We start from the raw sequence: 22,839 nt of genomic DNA on the forward strand, positions 1-22,839 counted from the left end.
TTACATTGAAGCTGAAATATAGTAATATATATGAATGTAAGCCGCTCGAAGAGGGTTTTTTGAAATGCAGTTTGATATTCAAGATAAAACTGCTACCTGGTTAGGCGAGACTGGATAGAGGAGGTAAGAATTATAATGTACGCAATTATCGAAACAGGCGGAAAGCAGTACAGAGTCAAGAACGGTGATCAGATCGCTGTTGAAAAGCTCAGCAATGTAGAAGACGGATCAAAGGTAGTATTTGACAAGGTGCTGGTAGTAGGTGAAGGTGCTGATGTAAAAGTAGGTGCTCCTTATGTCGAAGGTTCTGTAGTAGAGGGAAAAGCTATCGAAACAGGCAAAGGCAAGAAGGTGATCATCTTCAAGTACAAGGCAAAGAAAGACTACAGAAAGAAGCAGGGTCACAGACAGCCGTATACACTCGTAGAGATCACTTCGATCGATGGTGATACTACAGTGGCTGCAAAACCTGAAGCTGCAGAAGAAGCAAAAGCTGCTAAGAAGCCGTCCTTAAAATCTATGAGAAAAGCAGAACTTATAGAATTTGCTAAGGAAAACAACATCGAAATCGATGAAAAAGCTACTAATGCGGTAATGATCGAAACTATCGAAGCTGCATTAAAATAGTAAAAGCAAAGTATTTAAGAATTTAACTGATATTGATATAGCGAGGAGGTGTCTGGTCGATGGCAAGTAAGAAAGGTGTAGGTAGCTCGAAGAACGGTCGTGATAGTGAGTCGAAACGTTTAGGCGTTAAGACAGGCGACGGTCAGTTTGTAAGTGCCGGAAGCATTTTAGTTAGACAGAGAGGAACTAAGTTCCACCCTGGCAACAATGTAGGAAAAGGCGGAGACGATACATTATTTGCAATGATTGACGGAGCTGTCAAGTTTGAAAGATATGACAAAACCAGAAAGCAAGTAAGCGTATATCCAAAAGAAGCATAAACAGATTGTTTTGAGAGCCCCTATTTTATAGGGGCTTTACTTTTTTGATAAAGGAGGTTCCATGTTTGTAGACAGAGCCAGAATTTTTATAAAGTCAGGAAAAGGCGGAGATGGTGCTGTTTCTTTCAGAAGAGAGCCATTCGTGCCGGAAGGCGGACCTGACGGCGGAGACGGAGGAAAAGGCGGAGACGTTATTTTCCAGGCAGATGAAAATCTCAGAACTCTGATGGATTTTCGATATAAAAGAAAATATGAGGCGGAAAACGGTCAGAATGGAATGAAGAAAAAGAGATACGGCAAGAACGGCCAGGATCTCGTGATAAAAGTTCCTGTCGGCACAGTTGTGATAGACGAAGCGTCGGGACTTGTGATGCAGGACCTGACGGAGAACGGCCAGTCCTTTGTCGCTGCGAAAGGCGGTAAAGGCGGGAAGGGCAACGTGAAGTACACGACGTCCACCAGACAGGCGCCGAACTTTGCGGAAGCCGGCGGATTTGCAAAAGAACGCGAGATAATACTCGAAATGAAGCTGATAGCAGATGTAGGGCTGGTAGGATTCCCTAATGTCGGCAAATCGACACTGCTGTCTGTTTCCACGAGTGCAAAGCCTAAGATAGCGAATTACCACTTCACGACGATAGCTCCGAACCTCGGGGTCGTGCAGATATATGACACGAGCTTCGTGATGGCGGACATAGCAGGGATAATAGAAGGCGCGCATCAGGGCGCGGGACTCGGCCACAAATTCCTGAAACATATAGAGAGAACGAAAGTCCTCATACACGTTGTGGACGTTTCAGGGAGCGAGGGACGCGATCCGATAGAGGATTTTGACAAGATAAACAGAGAGCTTGAACAGTACAGTCCGAGACTGATGAAGAAACCGCAGATCGTGGCGGCAAACAAGATAGATCTCATCAGCGAAGATGATCCGAAATACCTTGAGTTCAAAGAATACGTCGAGTCAAAGGGATACAAGGTATTCCCGATGTCGGCGCCGATAAACATCGGTGTGAAAGAGGTCCTGGCAGAAGCTGCGGACAAGCTGCAGAAGCTTCTGGAAGAACCTCAGGAAGATGACGGTTATGAGATGTTCGACTTCGAGGCTGATGAATATGATCCTGACTACAGGACGGTTTCAGTCGAATTCGACGGCAGGAACTATATACTGAGCGGAAAACAGCTCGAAAAGATATTCAATTCCACGAACTTTACAGATTCGGGATCGGTAAGATATCTCTACAGGTATATAGAAAAGAGCGGCGCACTTGACAAGATGAAAGAACTCGGCATCGAGGACGGTGATACGATAAAGATAAAGGATTTTGAACTCGAGTATCTGGATGAGGAGTATCTCGATCAGTTCTAGGGTTTAATAGGCAGCAGAGTCTTAGGCAGCAGGATCCTGAGAAACAGTATCCTAAAAAGCAGGATCCCGGGAAAAAGACTGACGGGCTGCCCTTAAAAATCCAAAACAGCAGAGAGCAAAGAAGACGTATACGGATAAAACGTCTTCTTTTTTTGCACCTTTCAAATATAGATAGTATATGGAGGTGCAGATATGGAACGAAAGACACTTAAGAGGACCGTCATCGCGCTGTTTGTTCTGGCGGTCGTATTTTTTTCGGGAAACACACGCGCAGCTATGCAGGAAAAAGACACGGCAGCGGCCGGCAGTATGATCAGCGCCGTGTGCAGCGGAGAAGGCCTGCATGCTGCAGCTGTAAAGTGCAGGGATCTGGCGGCTTCGCTGACTGAGCGTGTGATCGAGACGGCGGGGTACATAGCAGGCGGGACATCATACGGAGAGCCGATAGATGAAGAATTTTCCGGTGACAGCACATCGGTATATGCAGTTGCCGGAGGAGAGGTCACGTCAGTCGGTGAGAACGAGGAGATCGGCAAATACATAAAGATCACCCATGGAGAAAAAGGCGAAAGCCTTTACGGGAATCTGAGCACGACAGGAGTGAAAGTGCCATCCAGAGTAAAAAAAGGTCAGATCATAGGCACATATGAGAAGTCTGACGAAAAACAGTTCTATTATTCATTTAGGGAATTTGAATGAGTTGCGGTATATGGTATAATGGACGCATGCGCGCTGTAACAGTTGACAAGCACTGACGCGCGGCAAGGAGGCAATTGATGAAACACCCTACAAGAGAAGAATGCGAAGAGCTTCTGGAAAAATACGGCACACCGGAACATGTGAGGAACCACTGCCGCGAGGTGGCACGCACTGCGTTCGTGATAGCGTCCGCACTCAATGAAAAAGGATATGACCTTGATCTTGAGCTGATACTGGCTGCAGGGCTTTTACACGATATATCGAGAGTCGAAGACAGACACTGGGACGTAGGTGCGGATATCATGGAAAAGCTCGGATATAAGGAAGAGAGCTGCATAATCCGCGTACATATGAGATACTCTCCGTTTTCACCTGTAGCTGAAGTGACAGAGACCGATATGGTCTGCCTGGGCGACCGCCTTGTAAAAGAAGGCACATACGTCGGACTCGATTCCAGGATAGAATATATAATCGATAAAGCAAAGAGAAACGGCAAGGAAGAAGCTATCCCGATCATACTGGAGAAAAAAGAAGACACTAAACGTTTTCTCGATGAAATCAGATCCGTAATAGGTATGACGGTGGATGAGCTGATGATGAACAACGAAAAACAGGAGAACTGATCGAATGACAATAGATAAAGAACTGCACAAGCTGCTCAGGCGCGTTGAGAAACCGGCGAGGTACATCGGAGGAGAAGTCAACTCCGTGATCAAAGATCCGGCTGACGTTTCAGTACGCGTAGGCTTTGCGTTTCCGGACACATACGAGATAGGCATGTCATATCTCGGCATGCAGATCCTTTACAATATACTGAATAAAAACGACGACATATACTGCGAAAGAGTGTTTGCACCGGCGGATGACATGGAGCAGCTGATGCGGGAAAACGGCAGGGAGCTGTTCACGCTGGAGACTCTGACTCCGATAAGGGAGATGGATATAGTCGGCTTCACTCTTCAGTACGAGCTTTGCTACACGAACATACTGAATATGCTCGAGCTGGGAGGCATACCGGTCAGAAGCGACCAGAGAGGGGAAGGATACCCCGTGATAGTTGCAGGGGGGCCATGCGCATACAATCCTGAACCTCTGGCTGACTTCATAGATCTGTTCATGATCGGCGACGGTGAGGAGCTGTTTGAAAAAGTGTGTATCGCCAGACGGGACTCGGCTTCAAAAAAAGAATTCCTTGAAACGGTGTCGCAGTTTGACGGAGTCTATATACCGGGCTTTTACGAGCCGGAGTACAATGAAGACGGCACCATCGGGAATATACGCAAGCTCAATGACAAGGCCCCGGACAGAGTGAGGAGAGCTCTGATCAGCGACCTTGAAAAAGCGGATTTTCCGGTAAAAAATATCGTACCGTTCATAGAGACGGTGCACGACAGATCTGTCGTCGAGACTTTCAGAGGCTGCACAAGAGGCTGCAGATTCTGCCAGGCGGGCATGATATACAGGCCGGTAAGAGAACGTAAAAAAGAGACGATAGAGCGCATCGCAGAGGAGCAGCTGGCGAACACCGGACACGACGAGCTGTCGCTGCTGTCGCTTTCGACCAGCGATTATTCGAGATTCGAGGATCTCGCTACAGAGCTAATGGAAATGTGCGCGGCGCAGAACGTCGCATTGTCGCTTCCGTCGCTCAGACTCGATTCGTTTTCGTTCAAGGTGCTGGATGAGATACAGGGATACAGGAAATCCGGACTCACCTTCGCACCGGAGGCGGGAAGTCAGCGTCTCAGGAATATAATCAACAAGAATATAACGGAAGAGAACATATACGGTGCGGTCGAACAGGCTGTCGAGCTCGGATGGAATCACATAAAGCTGTATTTCATGGACGGGCTGCCGGGCGAAACGTATGAGGATCTTGACGGGATCGGCGAGATCGCTCGTAACATCATGGATATAAACTACAGGCTGAGAGGCAGACAGGGCGGCAGGTTCAGAGTGACCATAAGCGTTTCGAACTTCGTGCCGAAGCCGCACACCCCGTTCCAATGGGCAGCGCAGGATACACCTGAGATGTTCAGGGACAAGCATGTTTACCTCACGAAAAAACTCAAGATAAAAGGTGTGACGTTCAATTATCACGAGACGAACACCAGCAATCTGGAGGCTGTTTTCGCAAGAGGCGACAGGCGGGTGGGCAGAGTGCTCGAGGCAGCTCACAGGCTGGGATGCAGATTCGACGGATGGACAGAGCATTTCAAAGCCGAGCTGTGGCAGAAGGCTTTCGAGGAGACCGGCATAGATCCCGATTTTTACTGCTACAGGGAGAGAAGCTATGATGAGATCCTTCCGTGGGATATAGTGGATCCGCTGGTCACCAAAGAGTTTTTTATCAGAGAAAACGAAAAGGCAAAGAAAGAGCTGGTCACTCCTGACTGCAGGCTGGGATGCGCAGGCTGCGGGATGAACAGGTTTACAGAGTGTTTCAAAGGCGCGGAGTTTGATGCTCCGGGATCTGCAAAGCGGCAGCCGTCAGAAGATCCGCAGGTGAAGCAGCCGTCAGAAGGACAGTCATCAGAGGTGCAGCTGTCAGATCAGCAGTCGTGCGGGGAGGTGTCAGATGTATAAATACGCAGTGGGATTTTCGAAGACAGGCACGATATGCTATACGTCGCATCTAGATATCATGAGGCTTTTCAACCGTGTCATCAAACGTGCAGGCATAAAGCTGGCGTATTCGCATGGATTCAATCCTCATCCGAAAATGGTGTTCGCTCAGCCGCTGTCACTGGGATACACGGGTCTTAACGAGTATATCGAAATAGAGACTACAGAGGATCACGAGCCTGGATATATAGCGGAAAAACTGTCGGAGCTCATGCCGCCGGGACTTGATATAAAAGGCTGCGAGCGTATGGCGGAAGGCAGGAAAACGCTTGCTGCGATGACAGTTGCAGCCGAGTACATGATAGAGATACCGCTTGCAGAGCCTGTAGACATGAGCGATGGAGAGATCGCAGAGCTTTACATGAGTCAGGACAGGATCATCACGCTGAAAAAGCAGAAGAAGAAAAAAGTCCCTGTAGAGATCGATATAAAGCCGATGATAAGGCAGCTACAGGTTTCACAGCAGGACGGACTGATCGTGATAGACACGGTGCTCGATTCGGGAAGTATCTCCAACCTCAGTCCGGAGCTTCTGATAAAGACATTCACGGAAAGGCTGGGCATAGATACTGACAGGAGCGAGATGGACGTGACGCGAAAACAGATATTTTTCGAGTAATGTGGTTCAGTGTCGAGGCGATGGTAAAAACAGGAAAAAGTAATTGACAAAAACTTCCAACCACTGTAAAATGTTCAGTGAAAGGGGGCTTGTTCAGTGAAAAAGATAATTGAGTATATCGGTGACAGAGAAAAACTTGCAGGTTTTGTAAAAGAACACAGAGATATGCTGATAAGAGCGGTGCTGGTCGCTTGCGCGATCACTGCTGCTCTTTTTGTTTTTGCATCGCCGGACGATGATGAAAAGAAAACCGATGCGGTTAAGGAAAGCACGGTCGCTGTTGAAAGCGAGACGGCGAAGATCCTCGTGGACATCGGGGGCGAGGTGGTATCGCCGATGGTAGTCGAGCTCGATGAAGGGAGCCGGGTCGGCGATGCGATAGAGGCTGCTGGAGGTGTCACGGAGAATGCGGATCTCACGGATATAAACCGGGCGGCATTCGTTGAAGACGGAGAGAAGATATACATACCGCCTGCTGCGGTCGACGGAACGGGAGAAGATGAAGATGCGTCTTCATCGGGACAGCAGGTAAGCAGGGGAGACGGCAGGATAAATATAAACACCGCCGATTCCGCACAGCTGCAGGAGCTTGACGGCATAGGACCTGCCACGGCACAGAAGATAATAGACTACAGAAAAGAAAACGGCAGATTTTCATCGATAGAAGACATCAAGAACGTTTCGGGGATAGGGGACAAGAGCTTTGAAAAGATAAAAGACAGGATAAAAGTCTGAGGTCCCGGGATTTCCGGATAACGGGACAATGCTTAAACGAAAAATGCGCAGGGTGCACATACAGAAAAGCGCAGTCCGGACAGTGTCGCCCGGCTGCGCTGTATCGTCTTGCTATATGGAATCCAGGTGCTTTTTCAGACAGTCGATAGTCTCCTGGCTTATGTGATGCTCTATCTTGCAGGCATCCTCGAGTGCAGTCTCTTTGGAAACACCGATCTTCATGAACAGCGTGCTGAGAAGCTGATGCCTTTCATAGATAGATTCGGCGATCTCCTGACCGGACTCCGTAAGGTGTACGTGATTGTCGTCATCTCTGGTGATGAAACCGTTCGTTTCGAGCTGCTTGAGAGCGATGCTCACGCTCGGCTTGGAAAATCCGAGATAGTTGACGATGTCTATAGCCCGCACGGTCCCTTTTTTCTGCTTCAATATAAGTATTGATTCCAGATAGTTTTCAGCAGATTCTAATACTTTCAATTTATCCTCCTAATCGTTTTTATTTGTTTTTCTTTTTTACAGTATGTCGTTTTTGCAATGTGCCGTTCTATTTTATGGCAGCTTCGAGAGCCAGTTTCATCATGTCTGTGAATGAGTTCTGACGTTCTTCGGCAGTGGCCTTTTCGCCTGTCACGAAGTGATCGCTTATAGTCATCACAGCCAGCGCGTTCACATCGTTGTACGCAGCGTTCATGTAAAGCGCAGCGGCTTCCATTTCAACGGCCATCACGCCCATAGAAGCCCATTTTTTCCACCAGTCTTCCTTGAGTTCATAAAAGACGTCGCATGAAACGATGTTTCCCGCCTTGAACGGTATGTCGAGCTCCTCGGAAGCTTTGCCGAGCTTTGTCAGCAGCTCGTAGCTTGCGCATGGTGAATACGATCCCGGTACGTCGAACGCATGGATGTAGTTGGAGTCTGTCGATGCGGCCATGCCGACAACGATGTCTTTTACTTTGATGTCCTTGTGGAAAGCGCCTGCAGTTCCTATCCTGATCAGATTTTCCACACCGTATTCAGTGATGAGTTCCCATGAATATATACCCATCGACGGCATGCCCATGCCTGTTCCCTGTACTGACACGGGAACGCCCTTGTATGTTCCTGTGAATCCCAGCATACCGCGTATCTCATTGTAGCATCTGACATTTTCAAGATAATTCTCAGCTATGAATTTCGCGCGGAGCGGATCGCCCGGAAGAAGCACTGATGAAGCGATGTCGTTCTTGTTTGCAGCATTTATATGTGTGCTCATAAAAGCATTCTCCTTTGATATCATTATGGATTTATTATAACACAAGTATATCACATTTGCGGAGTTTATAAAACAGTTATGTCTTGAGAAGATTTATCTGTAACAGTCCGCTGTAAGGCAGTACCTGAGCGGAGTCGAGCTTTCCGTGTCCAGCAGTGCGGCGGCGCCTGATGCGAAGGTGACCTGCGGGTATGTGTGGCCGAATCGGAGATTCGAGATCACAGGTATGCCGCACGGCATGAGTATATCGCGAAAAAGTTCGTCCAGGGCGGACTGTTCATGTGCGATCCCGCAGTCCGGCGGACAGTCTTCGAACGAGCCAAGGACGATCCCGGCACAGTTTTCGAATTTGCCAGCAAGAATCAGAGACGTGAGCATCCGGTCGATCTTGTAAAGCGGCTCGCCTACATCTTCGAGAAATACGAGTCTGCCGCGGGTATCGGGTTCGAACGGAGTCCCGAGCAGAGCTGTCATTATGGAAAGGCTGCCGCCGGTTATCTGTCCGCATGCTTTCCCGGGGTTCAGTATATTTATTGGAATGCCGGGAGGATCATGCAAAGGGCTGCAGTCAGGCTGTCCGAATATATGGTTTTTGAGCGAGCCTAGCGTGAAGCAGTCCATGGCTTCGTAATCTGCGGCCGGCATCGGTGCGTGGAACGTGACGATGCGGCATTTCTCGTTAAGGAATATATGCATGGCGGTGATGTCGCTGAAACCTGCGAATACTTTGGGATGCTTCATGATCGTTTCGCAGTCGAGCAGACGGAGTATCCTCATGGAGCCGTATCCGCCGCGAACGCAGAATATGCCTCTTATGTCGTCTGACCGGAACGCATCGTTGATGTCCTTTGCGCGCTGCTCATCAGTGCCTGACAGGTAGCCGAGACTTTCGCGGCACCCCGGCATCACCACAGGATCCAGACCGATACTTCTAAGCGAGCGGACTGCAGTATCCAGCGCGTCCGGTGAAACCGGAGATGCAGGCGCTGCGAGCGCGACTCTGTCTCCGGGAACAAGCGGGTGAGGGAAGATAAGGTTTTTCATGACCTACCTCGTTTCATTTTACTGATTCTGTTCAGGGATGATCGATGCTGCGTGGAAAAGCGCGGGTACTGGAATGTTTTACATAAGAACAAAAGTGGCTTAGCCACGTATTTTCATATGAGACTTTTGTTGATATTCCGGAAATATCGAGAGCGATATTTCCTGCATAAGAACAAAAGTGGCTTAGCCACATATTTTCATATGAGACTTTTGTTGATGTTCCGGAAATATCGAAAGCGATATTTCCTGCATAATAAAAAAAGATGGGAGACACATCCATCTTTTTCTTTTGCTCATTGCTGTGCATTTAACTTATGCACTGGTGGGGACGGGTGAGACTTAGGCGTTAGCCTTGTTGAATCTCTTTGCTAATCTTGATACTTTTCTTGAAGCTGCTTTTTTGTGGATAGTGTGCTTTGCAGCAGCCTGCATAAGCTTTTTCTCTGCTAAAGCGAGTTTTTCCTTAGCTGTATCCATATCGCCTGCTTCGATAGCTGCATCAAATGACTTTAAGACTGCCTTCAGATGATTCTTGATCCTTCTGTTTCTTGCTGTCTTCTTGTCGATTACACGGATTCTTTTCTTTGCGGATTTAATATTTGCCATTTTAAATTACCCCACTTTCTTGATTAATATAGCTAAAATTCGCATCTATTAGTATATATGAATAAAAGCATCTTTTCAAGGGGAAAATCCTATAAAACCGCAAAACAGCGGGAAAAGAGGCAAAAGGAGAGACATATGAAATACAGGACGGATCTTGCACTGGAAATGAAGGAAATGATCGATGAAGAAAACGCAGAGCGCGAAGCTTCAGGTGTGATCGACGGGATCGTCATCGATGAGATCGACCGTGGAAACGGAGTGAAGGTAACGAGGATAGAGATCACGAACGAGTCGGGCGCCAGGCGGATGGAAAAGCCCGTTGGAAATTATATCACGATAGAGGCTGAAGGCATAATCGAAGAGACCGAAGACATCAAGGAAAAAGTAGAGAACGTGCTTGCGGAGGAGCTCAGCCGGCTGATAAGATTTCACTACTACCTCAACGTGCTCGTCGCAGGGCTGGGAAACAGCGCAGTGACTCCTGATTCGCTCGGACCGCAGACGGCGTCCAGGATAAGAGTAACGAACCATCTGTTCGAAATGTTCGGAGCGGACGGCGATGATGAGATGGCCAGAGTCAGCTGCATAGCCCCGGGAGTGACAGCTGTCACAGGCATGGAGACGGCGGAGCTTGTGAAAAAGACCGCAGAGCTCGTCGAGCCGGAAGTGATAATAGTGATAGACTCGCTGGCGGCGCGTGACATAAAGCGTCTGAGCACGACGATACAGATAACGGATACAGGGATATCGCCGGGAGCCGGCATGGGAAACAGACGGACGGGCATAAACAGTGAGACGTCAGGTGCAAAAGTCGTCGCCATAGGCGTGCCTACGGTAATAGACGTCACCACGGTGATAAGGGACGCGCTGGCAGGCGGCCCGGGCAGCACGGGTACGGAGGAGACCGAGGCTTATATAAAGGAGCACGAAGCGCAGATGATCGTGACATCTACGGACATAGACACGATCATAAAAGATTTTTCGGACATAATATCAAATGGAATAAATAAAACACTGCACCCCGGCATATATTCGTAAAAGAAACTTCAGGAGGACAACTATGGAAAAGAAAAACAGGATGCTCTTTCTTGTCGCGGCAGTGGTGTTCATATGCTCTACTGCGTTTTTTCTTAAAACAGATCCTGCCTCTGCGCTCAGATCGGCGTGGATAGACGAAAAAAAGCTGGGAGAGATATGCATCGGGCAGGTCACGAGAGTGACGGATGCCGGCGAGGGAGAGCTTTCCGCAGAAAAAAACGCGGGGAAAGACACGGCGGGCAGAGATGACGCCGGAAGCGGCGATAAAAGCAGTGAAGAGAAGAACGACACGGACGGCAGTAAAAAATCAGGTGACGAGAACATCGTCGTGACAGGCGATCCGCTCGTGATAATATATCATACGCACAGTACAGAATCATATATGCCGTACAGTGAGAGCAACTATCACCGGGAGGAAGAGGAAGGCACGGTGCGTGACGTCGGGAACGTGCTTGAGACGGAACTCAAGAAAAAAGGTATAAATGTCATACACGACAGGACTTTACATGACAGACCGTCGTACAACGAATCGTACAGCCGGTCGCTCGAGACGGTGCAGGCGCTCACTGCAAAATACCCGAAGGCTGTGTATGTGATAGACCTTCACAGAGACGCGGCGGCAGCCTCGGCCACAGAGGGGAAGTACCTGGAGATAGATGGAAAGCGGGTCGCAAAGTTCAGCATGGTAGTGGGACAGCAGAATGACAACTACACGGAGCTTTACGCATTTGCAAAAAAAGTGAGCGAGAGATCAGAGGCGCTGCACAAAGGCTACGGCGGCGCGATCATAGAACAGAACTACAGATATAATGAATTCGTGAGCGACAGGGCGCTGCTGCTGGAGATAGGCAACAACAAGAACACTATAGAGGAGACAAGGCTATGCGCGAAATATTTTGCGGAAGTGCTTGCGGGCATAATAAAGGAGGAACAGCAGTAGGAAAGGAGGACGGACAGGATGAAAAAGACCATCGTGGAGATGCTGCTCGTGTTCGTGATTTTTTTCATGGGAACTGCGGGCGTGCTGATACTTGATAATATATGTATGGAAACGACCGGTGCGGGAGGAAAATTAGTTTTGCATGTTGATAATTAGACATTTTTCCAGTAAAATACAAGATATAAATCAACAGTTTGAGAGGCAGAAATGAAAGATTATCAGAAGTATATAAGAAATTTTAGCATAATAGCGCACATAGACCACGGAAAATCTACGCTCGCGGACAGGATCATAGAGAAGACAGGTCTCGTTTCGAAACGTGAGATGAGGGAACAGTTCTTGGACAATATGGAGCTTGAGAGAGAAAGAGGCATCACGATCAAGCTGCAGACCACGCGTCTGATCTTCAATTCCAGAGACGGAAATGAATACGTGTTCAATCTCATAGATACTCCGGGACATGTCGACTTCACGTATGAGGTGTCGCGAAGTCTGGCGGCGTGCGAGGGCGCGGTGCTCGTGGTGGATGCGACGCAGGGCGTGGAGGCTCAGACTCTGGCCAACGTGTATCTGGCGATGGATGAAGACCTGGAGATAATGCCGATACTCAACAAGATAGACCTGCCGTCCGCAAGACCCGACGAGGTCAAGCAGGAGATAGAGGACGTGATAGGCGTGGAGGCTCAGGACGCTCCGCTGGTTTCGGCAAAGGAGGGGACCGGTATAGAGGAGCTGCTGGAAAAGATCGTCACTGACATACCTGCGCCTGAGGGAGACGAGCACGGCAAGCTGAAAGCTCTTATATTCGACTCGTACTACGACAATTACAAGGGAGTCGTGATATATACGAGGGTGTTCGACGGAACTGTGAAGGAAGGCGACACGATAAGGCTGATGAATGCCGGCAAGGAGTACGAGGTCACAGAGGTCGGCGTGTATTCGCCGGGGCCTGTGGAATGCAGAACTCTGAGAGCGGGCGAGGTAGGATACATATGCGCGAGCATAAAACAGGTGTCCGACGCCAGAGTCGGTGATACGATCACACTGGCGGACGATCCTACGGAAGAGCCGCTTCCGGGATACAAGAAGGTGCAGCCGATGGTGTACTGTGGTATCTATCCGGCTGAGGGAGAAAAATACGAGAACGTCAAGGATGCACTGGAAAAGCTGCAGGTAAATGACGCAGCTTTCCACTTTGAGCCCGAGACGTCTACAGCGCTGGGATTCGGATTCAGATGCGGGTTCCTGGGGCTGCTGCACATGGAGATCATCGTGGAAAGGCTGGAGCGTGAATTCGATCTGGCTGTCGTGACGACGTCTCCGAGCGTTATATACAAGGTAGTTATGACCGACGGCAGCATCCAGATGGTGCAGAACCCGTCGAACCTGCCGGACGCTGTGCTGATAGACCATATAGAAGAACCGATGGTGAAGGCTGACATAATGGTACCTAAGGAATACGTGGGCAACATAATGGAGATATGCCAGGAGAGACGAGGCAGGATGCTCCATATGGAATACATCACCGAAAACAGAGTGAACCTGCACTACGATATGCCGCTCAATGAGGTGATATACGATTTCTTCGATGCACTGAAGTCGAAGACCAGGGGATACGGATCGCTCGATTACGAATTCACGAGATACGAGCCGTCAAAGGTGGTCAAGCTCGACATACTGCTCAACAAGGAGATGGTCGACGCATTTTCCATGATCGTGCACGAGTCAAAGGCCTATGCGAGGGGACGATTCGTGTGCTCCAAGCTGAAAGAGATAATACCTATGCATCAGTTCGAGGTGCCTATACAGGCTTCGATCGGACAGAAGGTCATCGCGAGAGAGACTGTCAGAGCATACAGGAAGGACGTAATAGCCAAGTGCTACGGAGGAGACATATCGAGAAAGAAAAAGCTGCTTGAGAAACAGAAGGAAGGAAAGAAGCGAATGCGGCAGTTCGGTACCGTGGAGGTACCGCAGGAAGCGTTTACTGCGGTGTTGAAATATGACGACAACAAATAAACTGGGGATATATCTTCATATACCGTTTTGTGCGAGAAAATGCAGATACTGTGATTTTCTGTCGTTCAGCTGTAGCAGCAGTAAAGTCTTTTCGGAATACACAAAGGCTCTGATCCGCGAGATCAGGATCAGGTCCGACAGCTGGCGATATCGCGAGGTGGACAGCATATATATAGGAGGCGGCACGCCGTCTCTTTTTTCGGAGTGGGACATGGGCCGGATCGTGGACTGCCTGAAAGACAATTTCAATGTGGCGCATGATGCGGAAATAACCATAGAAGCGAATCCTGCGACACTTTCCGATGAAAAGATGGAGCGTTATCTCCGAAAGGGCATCAACAGGCTGAGCATAGGCGTCCAGTCTTTTGACAATCACATGCTGGACGTGCTCGGCAGGATACATAACAAGAACGATGCGTTTTACGCTTTTCAGAGAGCCAGGAAGGCGGGCTTCGACAATATAAACCTGGATCTGATGTTCGCGATACCGGGGCAGACCATGAAAATGTGGAAAGATACGGTGAGGCAGTGCATTTTCCTGAAACCGTCGCACATATCTCTGTACAGCCTGCAGATCGAGGAAGGCACCGAGTTTTACAAGATGATATATGAAAGAGGCGAGCTCGAGCCTGTGCCGGAGATCACGGACCGCGAGATGTATCATGCAGCGCTCAGGATGATGAAAGCTGCGGGCTACGAACGGTATGAGATATCGAACTGCGCGCTGCCGGGGTTCCGAAGCCGTCACAATACCAAGTACTGGTCATACGACGAGTATCTGGGGCTCGGTCTTGGTGCAAGCTCGTTCGTGGACGGCGCCAGACTGAAAAATCACGACAAGATGTACGATTATATAAGAGATCTCAATCAGAACAAGGCGCCTGTGGACGAGGAGAGCACCGAAGTCTACAAGCCTCGTGAAGAGATGGGGATATTCGTGTTCACAGGACTGAGAAAAGCCGAAGGGATAAGTCTTGAAGAATTCAGACAGACATTCCGCGAGGATTTTTTCAGCATTTATGACAGAGACATACTAAATAGATATAAAGGATTGCTGATCCTGAACGGGGACAGGCTGTACCTCACAGAAAGAGGCGTGGACATTTCCAACAGGATCATGATGGAGTTTATCTGATGAAAAAGAAATACATAATGGCGCTCGATCAGGGTACGACGAGTGCGAGATGCATACTTTACGACAGGCAGGGCAGGCAGATCAGCGTTGCTCAGAAGGAATTCAGACAGATATATCCGCACGAAGGATGGGTCGAGCACGATCCGATGGATATATGGTCGACTCAGATCGGAGTCGCTCAGGAGGCGCTGCTCAAGACTGACGCTACATATGAAGATATAGATTCCATAGGGATAACGAATCAGCGCGAGACCACGATAGTGTGGGACAGAGTGACCGGCGAGCCTGTGTACAACGCCATAGTCTGGCAGTGCAGGAGGACGTCGGAGTTCTGTGACGAGCTCAAATCGAGAGGACTTGAGGACTTTTTCAGGAAAAAGACAGGACTTCTGATAGACCCGTATTTTTCCGCGACGAAGCTGAAGTGGATACTGGAGAATGTCGATGGCGCATATGAGCGTGCGAGGAACGGCGAGCTGCTTTTCGGCACGATAGAGACGTGGCTGATATGGAGACTTACCGGCGGAAAGGTCCATGTGACTGACTATTCGAATGCATCGAGAACGATGATGTTCAATATACATACGCTTAAATGGGACGAGGAGATACTCGCGGAGCTGGATATCCCGGCGTGTATGCTTCCCGAGCCGTGCCCTTCCAGCATGGTATTCGGTGAAAGCAGCCCTCTGATATTCGGAGGCCCTGTAAAAATAGCAGGTGCGGCCGGAGATCAGCAGTCTGCGCTTTTCGGACAGGCCTGCTTCAAGGAGGGAGAGGCAAAGAACACATACGGCACCGGCGGATTCATGCTGGTGAATACGGGAGAGACTCCTGTCGAGTCGAGAAACGGCCTGCTGACGACCATAGCCTGGGGGCTTGACGGCAAAGTGTGCTATGCGCTGGAAGGCTCGGTATTCGTTTCGGGCGCTACGATACAGTGGTTGCGCGATGAGGTGAGGATACTCGACAATGCGGCGGAGTCTGAAAAAATAGCCAGATCCGTCGATGATACGGCAGGTGCATACATCGTGCCGGCCTTCACGGGGCTGGGAGCTCCGTACTGGGATCCGTACGCCAGAGGCGCGCTGATGGGACTGACCCGCGGTGTGAACAAAAATCATATAGTCAGGGCCGCGCTCGAGTCGATGGCCTACCAGACATATGATCTGATGAACTCGATGACAGAGGATATGGGATATGAGATAAAGACGTTCAAGGTGGACGGCGGGGCGTGTGCGAATGATTTTCTGCTGGAATTCCAGTCGGATATCATAAACATGCCGCTTTACAGACCGGAATGCATAGAGACCACATCGCTGGGTGCAGCGTATCTGGCGGGCCTTGCGACCGGCTACTGGAAAAACACAGACGATATCATCTCTAACTGGCAGATAAACAATATATTCAGACCTGATATGGATGAAGAAAGGAGACAAACGCTCATCGACGGATGGCACAGAGCTGTAAAGTGCACTCTCGGATGGGCGAAATAATGATTTATGGATATTCAGACATTTTTTGATTCACTTGCAGGACAGCTCACGGTGGCGGGCGTCATAGTGATACTGTTCGCTGCGATACTTTATTCCGGAAAGGGCAAACCTACGGATACCAAGGCTCTTGCGATTTCCGCGCTTCTAGTGGCGCTTTCGCTGATACTCAATCAGCTCGTAATATTCAGGATGCCTCAGGGAGGCAGCATAACAGTGTTCTCTATGGTACCGATAGTGCTGTGCGCATATTTCTTCGGTGTGAGGAGAGGTCTTCTGGCCGGGATGTGCGTAGGACTGATATCACTGATATTCAATCCGTACGTGATACATCCGATACAGCTGCTGCTTGATTATCCGCTGGCATTCGGCTCCCTGGCGCTGGGAGGCATATTCGCCGCGAAGAAAAACGGACTGATCAAAGGCTACATATTCGGTATATTCTGCCGTTACATATGCGCCGTGCTTTCAGGTGTGATATTCTTCGGGGAATATGCTCCGGAAGGATTCAATGCATTCACATGGTCTATCTGGTACAATTTCACGTACGTTGCCGTGGAGGGAGCGATATCTGTGGCTCTGCTGTGCATACCGCAGGTGAAGCACATGTTCGAGCGTCTCAGGGCCTCGCTCGGCTGACAGATCATTTTTTAGATATCACGATGAGCAGTGTGCCGTCATCCATAGAGATGGCGGCATTTTTATTATCTGAAAATTCATTGCTGACGCCGAGCGGAAAATCGCTTGTCAGAATGTGATTAGTCAGCTCATATTTTGCATCCTTTATGCACAATCCTGTGGTTTTTGGGGTGAGTGAAAATACTGAAAAATAACTATTGGCCGCGAATGGGATTATAAAGTTGCTGTCTTTTTTTGAATCCAGTATGAAGCATTCATTCATTCCGTCGAGCATGACGAGCTTTTCAAAGTACATGTCATAGTGAAAAAGCAGCTGCAGATTTGCAACAGTGTGGTCAAGACGGCCGCCCATGCCTCCTATTATTTCCAATTCAGTAAATTCTGACTCGACGGCTGTCTTGATCGCGAGTTCGAGGTCCGTAAAATCCTTTTCTGGCTTAAACCTTTTGATTTCAATATCTCCGGGAAGTGCCCCGCTGATCGAATCAAAATCTCCGAGAATCAGATCTGGCCGAATTCCCTGAACCGTTGCAATATCATAGCCTCCGTCCGTGCAAATAACATAATCTTCAGAATTTACCCTGCTATTTATGTCGATCTCGTTTTCGATGAATGATGTGATGATAAATGCCTTGCTCATTTTCAAAAATTACCTCCGTTTTTTGATGTTATTGATAATTATAACCTCTTGAAAAAGCCGAAAGCAAGATATATAATAGCACTGTAACAACGGTTAATGAGAGGTGACATTATGGAAGAACGAATCAGAAAAGTGCTGAAGGAGAAAGTCGATCCGGTTCTGGCCGCGCATTACGGCGGAGCTATCCTTACCGACTACAGAGACGGTGTGGCTATGGTCAGACTTACAGGCTCATGTGCTTCATGTCCGTCAGCCCAGTCCACTATCGAAGAAGTAGTGAAGGCTATTGTTACAGAAAACATACCGGAGATAAAGGACGTCGTACTCGACGATTCGATCAGTGAAGACCTGCTCGATATGGCAAGGAAAATTTTACACAAAGAAAATCATTGATTTTTTCCGAAGTGTTTTGTAAAATCGTTAATGATTTCTCAGTAAGCAATCAAGCGTACGGAGAAATTAAATATAACCAAAGGAGTGATTTTAATATGTTAATGACAGGAGAACAGTATATTGAAAGCTTGAGAAAAATGAAGACGAGAGTCTACATGTTTGGAGAAGAGGTAAAAGATTGGGTGGATCATCCTATCATCAGACCTTCAATCAACTGCGTGGCAGTAACTTATGATCTGGCACAGGATCCTGAGTATGCTGACCTGATGACTGCCAAGTCAAGCCTTACAGGCGAAACTATCAACAGATTCGCACACCTGCACCAGAGCACAGAAGACTTAAAGAAAAAGGTTAAGATGCAGAGACTTTGCGGACAGAAAACAGCTTCATGCTTCCAGAGATGCGTAGGTATGGATGCTTTTAATGCTGTCTTCTCCACAACATATGAGACAGATAAAAAATATGGTACTAACTACCATGAAAACTTCAAGAAGTTCCTCGAAATGGTTCAGAAGAACGACTACGTTGTAGACGGCGCAATGACTGACCCTAAGGGTGACAGAGGACTCGCTCCAAGTGCACAGAAAGATCCGGACTTATTCGTACATATCGTTGAAAGAAGAGAAGACGGTATCGTAGTAAGAGGTGCTAAGGCTCACCAGACTGGTACTATCAACTCACACTGGCACATCGTAATGCCTACACAGGCAATGAAGGAAGCTGACAAAGACTTCGCAGTATCATTTGCATGTCCTACAGACGCTGAAGGAATGTACATGATCTACGGAAGACAGTCATGCGACACTAGAAAATTAGAAGAAGGCGCTGATGTGGATCTCGGAAACAAGCAGTTCGGAGGACAGGAAGCATTAGTAGTATTTGATAACGTATTCATCCCTAACGAATATATCTTCCTCGCTGGAGAATATGATTTCGCAGGAATGATGGTAGAAAGATTCGCAGGATATCACAGACAGTCATACGGCGGATGCAAAGTAGGTGTTGGTGACGTTCTTATCGGAGCTGCTGCTCTGGCTGCTGAATACAATGGCGCTCAGAAAGCATCACACATCAAGGATAAGCTCATCGAAATGATCCACCTGAACGAAACTCTGTACTGCTGCGGTATCGCTTGCTCATCAGAAGGTCACCCTACACTCGCAGGAAACTACGAGATCGACTTACTGTTAGCAAACGTTTGTAAGCAGAACGTAACTAGATTCCCTTACGACATCACAAGATTAGCTGAAGATATCGCAGGCGGACTCATGGTTACAATGCCTTCAGAAAAAGACTTCAAGTCAGATGTAAAGGTTGGAAGCAACGGAGAGACTATTGGCGAGATCTGCAACAAGTTCTTCGCAGCAGCTCCTTCATGCACAACAGAAGAGAGAATGAGAATATTAAGATTCATCGAAAACATCTGCTTAGGATCTTCAGCTGTAGGATACAGAACAGAATCACTGCACGGCGCTGGTTCCCCACAGGCTCAGAGAATCATGATCGCAAGACAGGGAAATCTCGAAGGCAAGAAAGAATTAGCTAAGGCTATCGCAGGAATTAAATAGTTAAGTCTTGGATTTAACAGTTAATCTGTATTAGAAAAATTTGAGGCCGCTTTGTAGCCCAAAGCGGCCTCTTTTTTCAAATTACTTAAGACATTCGGATCGGTAATAATGATAAAAAAGATAAAATGCGGCGTGAGATTCTGCGGTGGATGCAACCCCAGATTCGATCGCGGCAAAGCTTTGAAAGAAATAGAGCAGGATGTAAAAAACATGGATTTTACCCATGCAATCGAAGGTGAACTGTACGATGTGCTGCTGGTCATAGGCGGATGCGCCAACTGCTGTGCGGCATACGGCCACTTTGATGTTAAGGGTGAAGTATATAAGATCTGGGATTACGATCAGGTCGAAACTGTAAAAAAAGAACTTATGGAAGAAGTAAGTAAAGGAACGGAGGAGTTTAAGTAAAATGGACTGGAAAAAAACTTACGAAAGCAGAAAAATGTCTGCTGATGAAGCCGTAAAGCTTATCAAATCAGGCGACAATGTAGTATTTGCACACGCTGTTGCAGAGCCTGTAGCTCTCGTTGATGCTATGGTTGCCAATAAAAATTTATACAAGGATATCACAGTATCTCACATGGTAACGCTCGGCAAGGGCGAATACGCAAAGAAAGAGAACAGTGACGTATTCAGATATGAAGGATGGTTCACTTCACCTTCAGTAAGAAATTCTATTTCAGAAGGACACGGAGATTTCATCCCTGTATTTTTCCATGAGATCCCAAGTCTTATCAGAAGAGACATCTTACATGTAGACGTTGCAATGGTTACAGTAACACCGCCGGATGAACACGGCTACTGCAATGTCGGCGTATCCTCCGACTACACTATGCAGGCTGTAAAATCTGCAAGAGTAGTGCTGGCTGAAGTAAACGATCAGGTTCCTACTGTATTCGGAAACACTTACATCCATGTAGATGAAATAGATGCTTTTGTTGAATACAATCGTCCGCTTCCTGAGAGCAAGCCTGCAAAGATCGGACCTGTTGAAGAAGCTATCGGTAAAAACTGCGCTTCACTGATCAACGACGGAGATACTCTGCAGCTCGGTATCGGAGCTATTCCTGATGCTGTACTGGCTCAGCTGGGAGAGAAGAAGCACCTTGGTATCCACTCGGAAATGATCGCAGACGGAGTTGTTGACCTCTTCGAAAAGGGCGCTATCGACTGCTCACAGAAGGGTATCGACGAAGGAAAGATGGTCGTTACATTCCTTATGGGAACTAAGAAGCTGTACGACTGGTGCGACAAGAACCCTATGGTAGAGCTCAGAGAAGTAGACTATGTAAACCACCCTATGACAGTATGCAACTTAAAGAACCTCGTATGCATCAACGCATGCGTACAGATCGACTTCATGGGACAGATAGTATCAGAGTGTATCGGTACTAAGCAGATCTCAGGCGTAGGCGGTCAGGTAGACTTCATCAGAGGCGCATCGATGGCAAAAGACGGAAATGCAAGAGCTATCATAGCAATGCCTTCCGTAACAGTTAAGAAAGACGGCTCAAAGATATCCAAGATCGTTCCGTTCATCGATCATGGTGCTGCAGTTACTACATCAAGATGCGACGCTGACTATGTAGTTACTGAATACGGTATCGCTAAGCTCAAGGGTACAAACCTTAAGGACAGAGCAAGACAGCTGATCAACATAGCTCACCCTGACTTCAGAGAAGAGCTGAAAGAGCAGTTCAAGGAAAGATTCAACGCAGAATTCTAGTTCGTGCGCTGACGGATATCTGTTAAAATAAATCGAACTATCTGAGAAGAGTCTGTCCGCGCTGACGGCGGGCAGGCTCAGGCTCATTAAGGTTAATCATTAAGTTATAGTCGAGTTTAAGAAAAGAGGTAAAATTATGCAAGCATTAAGAGTAGTTCCTACAATCCATTACTTTGACACATTCAAAGATTTCAATGAAGAATTCAAACTGGGAAAAGGCGATATTCTCGTAACTAATCAGTGGATGTATGATCCGTATGTAAAACCGCTTGGTATCGATATGCCTGTTATCTACCAGGAAAAATACGGCGCTGGCGAGCCAACAGATGAAATGATGGACGCTATGAAGGCTGAAATGGATAAGTATGAATATGACAGAATCATCGCTTTCGGCGGCGGTACTATCGTTGACTGCTGTAAAGTATTAGCATGTGACATCCCTGACAAAGTAGCTGATCTCTACACAGGAAAAGTAGCTCCTAAGAGAGTAAAGAAGCTTGTTGTTGTACCTACTACATGCGGTACAGGTTCAGAAGTAACTAACGTTGCTGTAGCATCTATCCCGTCACTCAACCTCAAGAAGGGTATCGCTGACGAAGAAACTTATGCTGACATCGCTGTACTTATTCCTGAATCACTTCAGGGTCTGCCTGATAAAGTATTCGCTACTTCATCAGTAGACGCTCTTATCCACGCAGTAGAATCATTCCTTTCACCTAAAGCATCACCTTTCACAGAAATGTACTCAGTGAAGGCTATCGAAATGATCATGAACGGATACAAAGAGATCATCGCAGCAGGTGGAAATACAGCTGAAAACAGAAAGCCTCATCTTAAAGACTTCTGCCTGGCAGCTAACTATGCCGGAATCGCATTCGGTAATGCAGGCTGCGGTGCAGTTCACGCTTTATCATATGCTCACGGCGGAGCATTCCACATCGCTCACGGTGAAGCTAACTTCATCTGCTTCACAGAAGTATTCAAGATGTACATGAGAAAGCAGCCTAAGGGCAAGATCGAGCTCGCTAACAAGCTGTTTGCTGACGTATTAGGATGCGATCCTGCAGATGTATATCCTGCACTGGATGAATTCTTAGGAAAGATCCTCGAGAAGAAGCCGCTCCACGAATACGGCATGACAAAGGATCAGGTTGCTGAATTTGCTAAGTCAACTGTTGACAACCAGCAGAGACTGCTCGCAAACAACTATGTTCCACTTACAGAAGAAGAGATCGCAGAGATCTTCGAAAACCTGTATTAATAAGAACAGACTTTTGCCGGCCTGCAGAATACCGCAGGCCGGTATTTTTGTGCAAAGAAAAGCCTCTCCTCCGGTCAGGCGCCGGGAACACTGT

The 22,839-nt window shown here is 47.8% G+C and carries 24 protein-coding genes and 1 pseudogene; 20 read left to right on the top strand and 5 right to left on the bottom strand.

Features of this window, described 5'->3' with window-relative positions:
- Positions 1-135: 135 nt before the first annotated feature.
- From rplU to OCV59_RS08125, 8 genes and pseudogenes are all read left to right on the top strand, one after another.
- Positions 136-444, top strand: a pseudogene (rplU, locus tag OCV59_RS12075) (50S ribosomal protein L21); the annotation flags it as partial.
- A gap of 242 nt (positions 445-686) precedes the next feature.
- A complete protein-coding gene (rpmA, locus tag OCV59_RS08095; protein ID WP_147593989.1) occupies positions 687-947 on the top strand; it encodes a 50S ribosomal protein L27 in 261 nt (86 codons plus the stop codon).
- 61 nt (positions 948-1,008) lie between these two features.
- Positions 1,009-2,316, top strand: coding sequence for a GTPase ObgE (obgE, locus tag OCV59_RS08100; protein ID WP_147593990.1), 1,308 nt, complete (start codon positions 1,009-1,011; stop codon positions 2,314-2,316).
- 192 nt (positions 2,317-2,508) lie between these two features.
- Positions 2,509-3,015: a M23 family metallopeptidase gene (locus OCV59_RS08105; RefSeq protein WP_147593991.1), complete on the top strand. Its 507-nt coding sequence runs from the start codon at positions 2,509-2,511 to the stop codon at positions 3,013-3,015.
- A 77-nt stretch (positions 3,016-3,092) separates the two neighbouring features.
- A complete protein-coding gene (locus tag OCV59_RS08110) occupies positions 3,093-3,638 on the top strand; it encodes an HDIG domain-containing metalloprotein (protein WP_147593992.1) in 546 nt (181 codons plus the stop codon).
- A gap of 4 nt (positions 3,639-3,642) precedes the next feature.
- Positions 3,643-5,601: a TIGR03960 family B12-binding radical SAM protein gene (locus OCV59_RS08115; RefSeq protein ID WP_147593993.1), complete on the top strand. Its 1,959-nt coding sequence runs from the start codon at positions 3,643-3,645 to the stop codon at positions 5,599-5,601.
- The gene (locus OCV59_RS08120) at positions 5,594-6,259 is read left to right on the top strand and encodes a TIGR03936 family radical SAM-associated protein (protein ID WP_147593994.1); all 666 of its coding nucleotides are present in this window, start codon (positions 5,594-5,596) and stop codon (positions 6,257-6,259) included. Before OCV59_RS08115 ends, OCV59_RS08120 begins: the two co-directional genes overlap by 8 nt.
- 96 nt (positions 6,260-6,355) lie before the next feature.
- Complete coding sequence (locus OCV59_RS08125; protein WP_147593995.1) at positions 6,356-6,994, top strand: helix-hairpin-helix domain-containing protein; 639 nt, start codon at positions 6,356-6,358, stop codon at positions 6,992-6,994.
- A 111-nt stretch (positions 6,995-7,105) separates the two neighbouring features.
- Here the strand turns inward: OCV59_RS08125 and OCV59_RS08130 are convergent, their stop codons facing one another.
- The 4 genes from OCV59_RS08130 to rpsT all read right to left on the bottom strand — a co-directional run bounded on the left by OCV59_RS08130 (position 7,106) and on the right by rpsT (position 9,896).
- Positions 7,106-7,471, bottom strand: coding sequence for a metal-dependent transcriptional regulator (locus OCV59_RS08130; RefSeq protein ID WP_147593996.1), 366 nt, complete (start codon positions 7,469-7,471; stop codon positions 7,106-7,108).
- 67 nt (positions 7,472-7,538) lie between these two features.
- The gene (gene deoD / locus OCV59_RS08135; protein ID WP_147593997.1) at positions 7,539-8,246 is read right to left on the bottom strand and encodes a purine-nucleoside phosphorylase; all 708 of its coding nucleotides are present in this window, start codon (positions 8,244-8,246) and stop codon (positions 7,539-7,541) included.
- A 93-nt stretch (positions 8,247-8,339) separates the two neighbouring features.
- Positions 8,340-9,290 carry a S66 peptidase family protein gene (locus OCV59_RS08140; RefSeq protein WP_147593998.1) on the bottom strand — a complete coding sequence of 317 codons (951 nt, stop codon included), beginning with the start codon at positions 9,288-9,290 and terminating at the stop codon, positions 8,340-8,342.
- 339 nt (positions 9,291-9,629) lie between these two features.
- On the bottom strand, positions 9,630-9,896 hold the full coding sequence (gene rpsT, locus OCV59_RS08145; protein WP_147593999.1) for a 30S ribosomal protein S20: 267 nt from the start codon (positions 9,894-9,896) through the stop codon (positions 9,630-9,632).
- A gap of 135 nt (positions 9,897-10,031) precedes the next feature.
- Here rpsT and gpr point away from each other — a divergent pair, with 135 nt between their 5' ends.
- From gpr to thiT, 7 genes are read left to right on the top strand one after another with little or no spacing between them, the layout of a single operon-like run.
- Positions 10,032-10,934 carry a GPR endopeptidase gene (gpr, locus tag OCV59_RS08150; RefSeq protein ID WP_262584227.1) on the top strand — a complete coding sequence of 301 codons (903 nt, stop codon included), beginning with the start codon at positions 10,032-10,034 and terminating at the stop codon, positions 10,932-10,934.
- Between the two features lie 22 nt (positions 10,935-10,956).
- On the top strand, positions 10,957-11,874 hold the full coding sequence (spoIIP, locus tag OCV59_RS08155; protein ID WP_147594001.1) for a stage II sporulation protein P: 918 nt from the start codon (positions 10,957-10,959) through the stop codon (positions 11,872-11,874).
- Positions 11,875-11,892: 18 nt separating this feature from the next.
- A complete protein-coding gene (locus OCV59_RS08160; protein ID WP_262584228.1) occupies positions 11,893-12,030 on the top strand; it encodes a hypothetical protein in 138 nt (45 codons plus the stop codon).
- A gap of 51 nt (positions 12,031-12,081) precedes the next feature.
- The gene (gene lepA / locus OCV59_RS08165) at positions 12,082-13,893 is read left to right on the top strand and encodes a translation elongation factor 4 (protein ID WP_147594002.1); all 1,812 of its coding nucleotides are present in this window, start codon (positions 12,082-12,084) and stop codon (positions 13,891-13,893) included.
- A complete protein-coding gene (hemW, locus tag OCV59_RS08170) occupies positions 13,877-15,028 on the top strand; it encodes a radical SAM family heme chaperone HemW (RefSeq protein WP_147594003.1) in 1,152 nt (383 codons plus the stop codon). The genes lepA and hemW overlap by 17 nt, the downstream gene beginning before the upstream one ends.
- Positions 15,028-16,521, top strand: a complete 1,494-nt coding sequence (gene glpK, locus OCV59_RS08175) for a glycerol kinase GlpK (protein ID WP_147594004.1) — start codon at positions 15,028-15,030, stop codon at positions 16,519-16,521. The genes hemW and glpK overlap by 1 nt, the downstream gene beginning before the upstream one ends.
- A gap of 6 nt (positions 16,522-16,527) precedes the next feature.
- Positions 16,528-17,157 carry an energy-coupled thiamine transporter ThiT gene (gene thiT, locus OCV59_RS08180; RefSeq protein ID WP_147594005.1) on the top strand — a complete coding sequence of 210 codons (630 nt, stop codon included), beginning with the start codon at positions 16,528-16,530 and terminating at the stop codon, positions 17,155-17,157.
- 4 nt (positions 17,158-17,161) lie between these two features.
- Here the strand turns inward: thiT and OCV59_RS08185 are convergent, their stop codons facing one another.
- The gene (locus tag OCV59_RS08185) at positions 17,162-17,797 is read right to left on the bottom strand and encodes a thiamine diphosphokinase (protein ID WP_147594006.1); all 636 of its coding nucleotides are present in this window, start codon (positions 17,795-17,797) and stop codon (positions 17,162-17,164) included.
- Between the two features lie 111 nt (positions 17,798-17,908).
- On the opposite strand from OCV59_RS08185, the gene OCV59_RS08190 reads away from it, so the two are divergent.
- The 5 genes from OCV59_RS08190 (at position 17,909) to OCV59_RS08210 (ending at position 22,745) form a co-directional block, all read left to right on the top strand.
- Complete coding sequence (locus OCV59_RS08190) at positions 17,909-18,190, top strand: NifU family protein (protein WP_262584229.1); 282 nt, start codon at positions 17,909-17,911, stop codon at positions 18,188-18,190.
- A gap of 95 nt (positions 18,191-18,285) precedes the next feature.
- Positions 18,286-19,758, top strand: a complete 1,473-nt coding sequence (locus OCV59_RS08195; protein ID WP_147594008.1) for a 4-hydroxyphenylacetate 3-hydroxylase family protein — start codon at positions 18,286-18,288, stop codon at positions 19,756-19,758.
- A 108-nt stretch (positions 19,759-19,866) separates the two neighbouring features.
- A complete protein-coding gene (locus OCV59_RS08200; protein WP_262584230.1) occupies positions 19,867-20,166 on the top strand; it encodes a hypothetical protein in 300 nt (99 codons plus the stop codon).
- Between the two features lies 1 nt (position 20,167).
- Positions 20,168-21,484, top strand: coding sequence for an acetyl-CoA hydrolase/transferase family protein (locus OCV59_RS08205; protein ID WP_147594009.1), 1,317 nt, complete (start codon positions 20,168-20,170; stop codon positions 21,482-21,484).
- A 136-nt stretch (positions 21,485-21,620) separates the two neighbouring features.
- A complete protein-coding gene (locus OCV59_RS08210) occupies positions 21,621-22,745 on the top strand; it encodes a 4-hydroxybutyrate dehydrogenase (protein ID WP_147594010.1) in 1,125 nt (374 codons plus the stop codon).
- Positions 22,746-22,839: the final 94 nt, after the last annotated feature.

Source organism: Brotomerdimonas butyrica, from assembly GCF_025567305.1.
GTDB classification, from domain to species: domain Bacteria; phylum Bacillota; class Clostridia; order Peptostreptococcales; family Anaerovoracaceae; genus Lentihominibacter; species Lentihominibacter butyricus.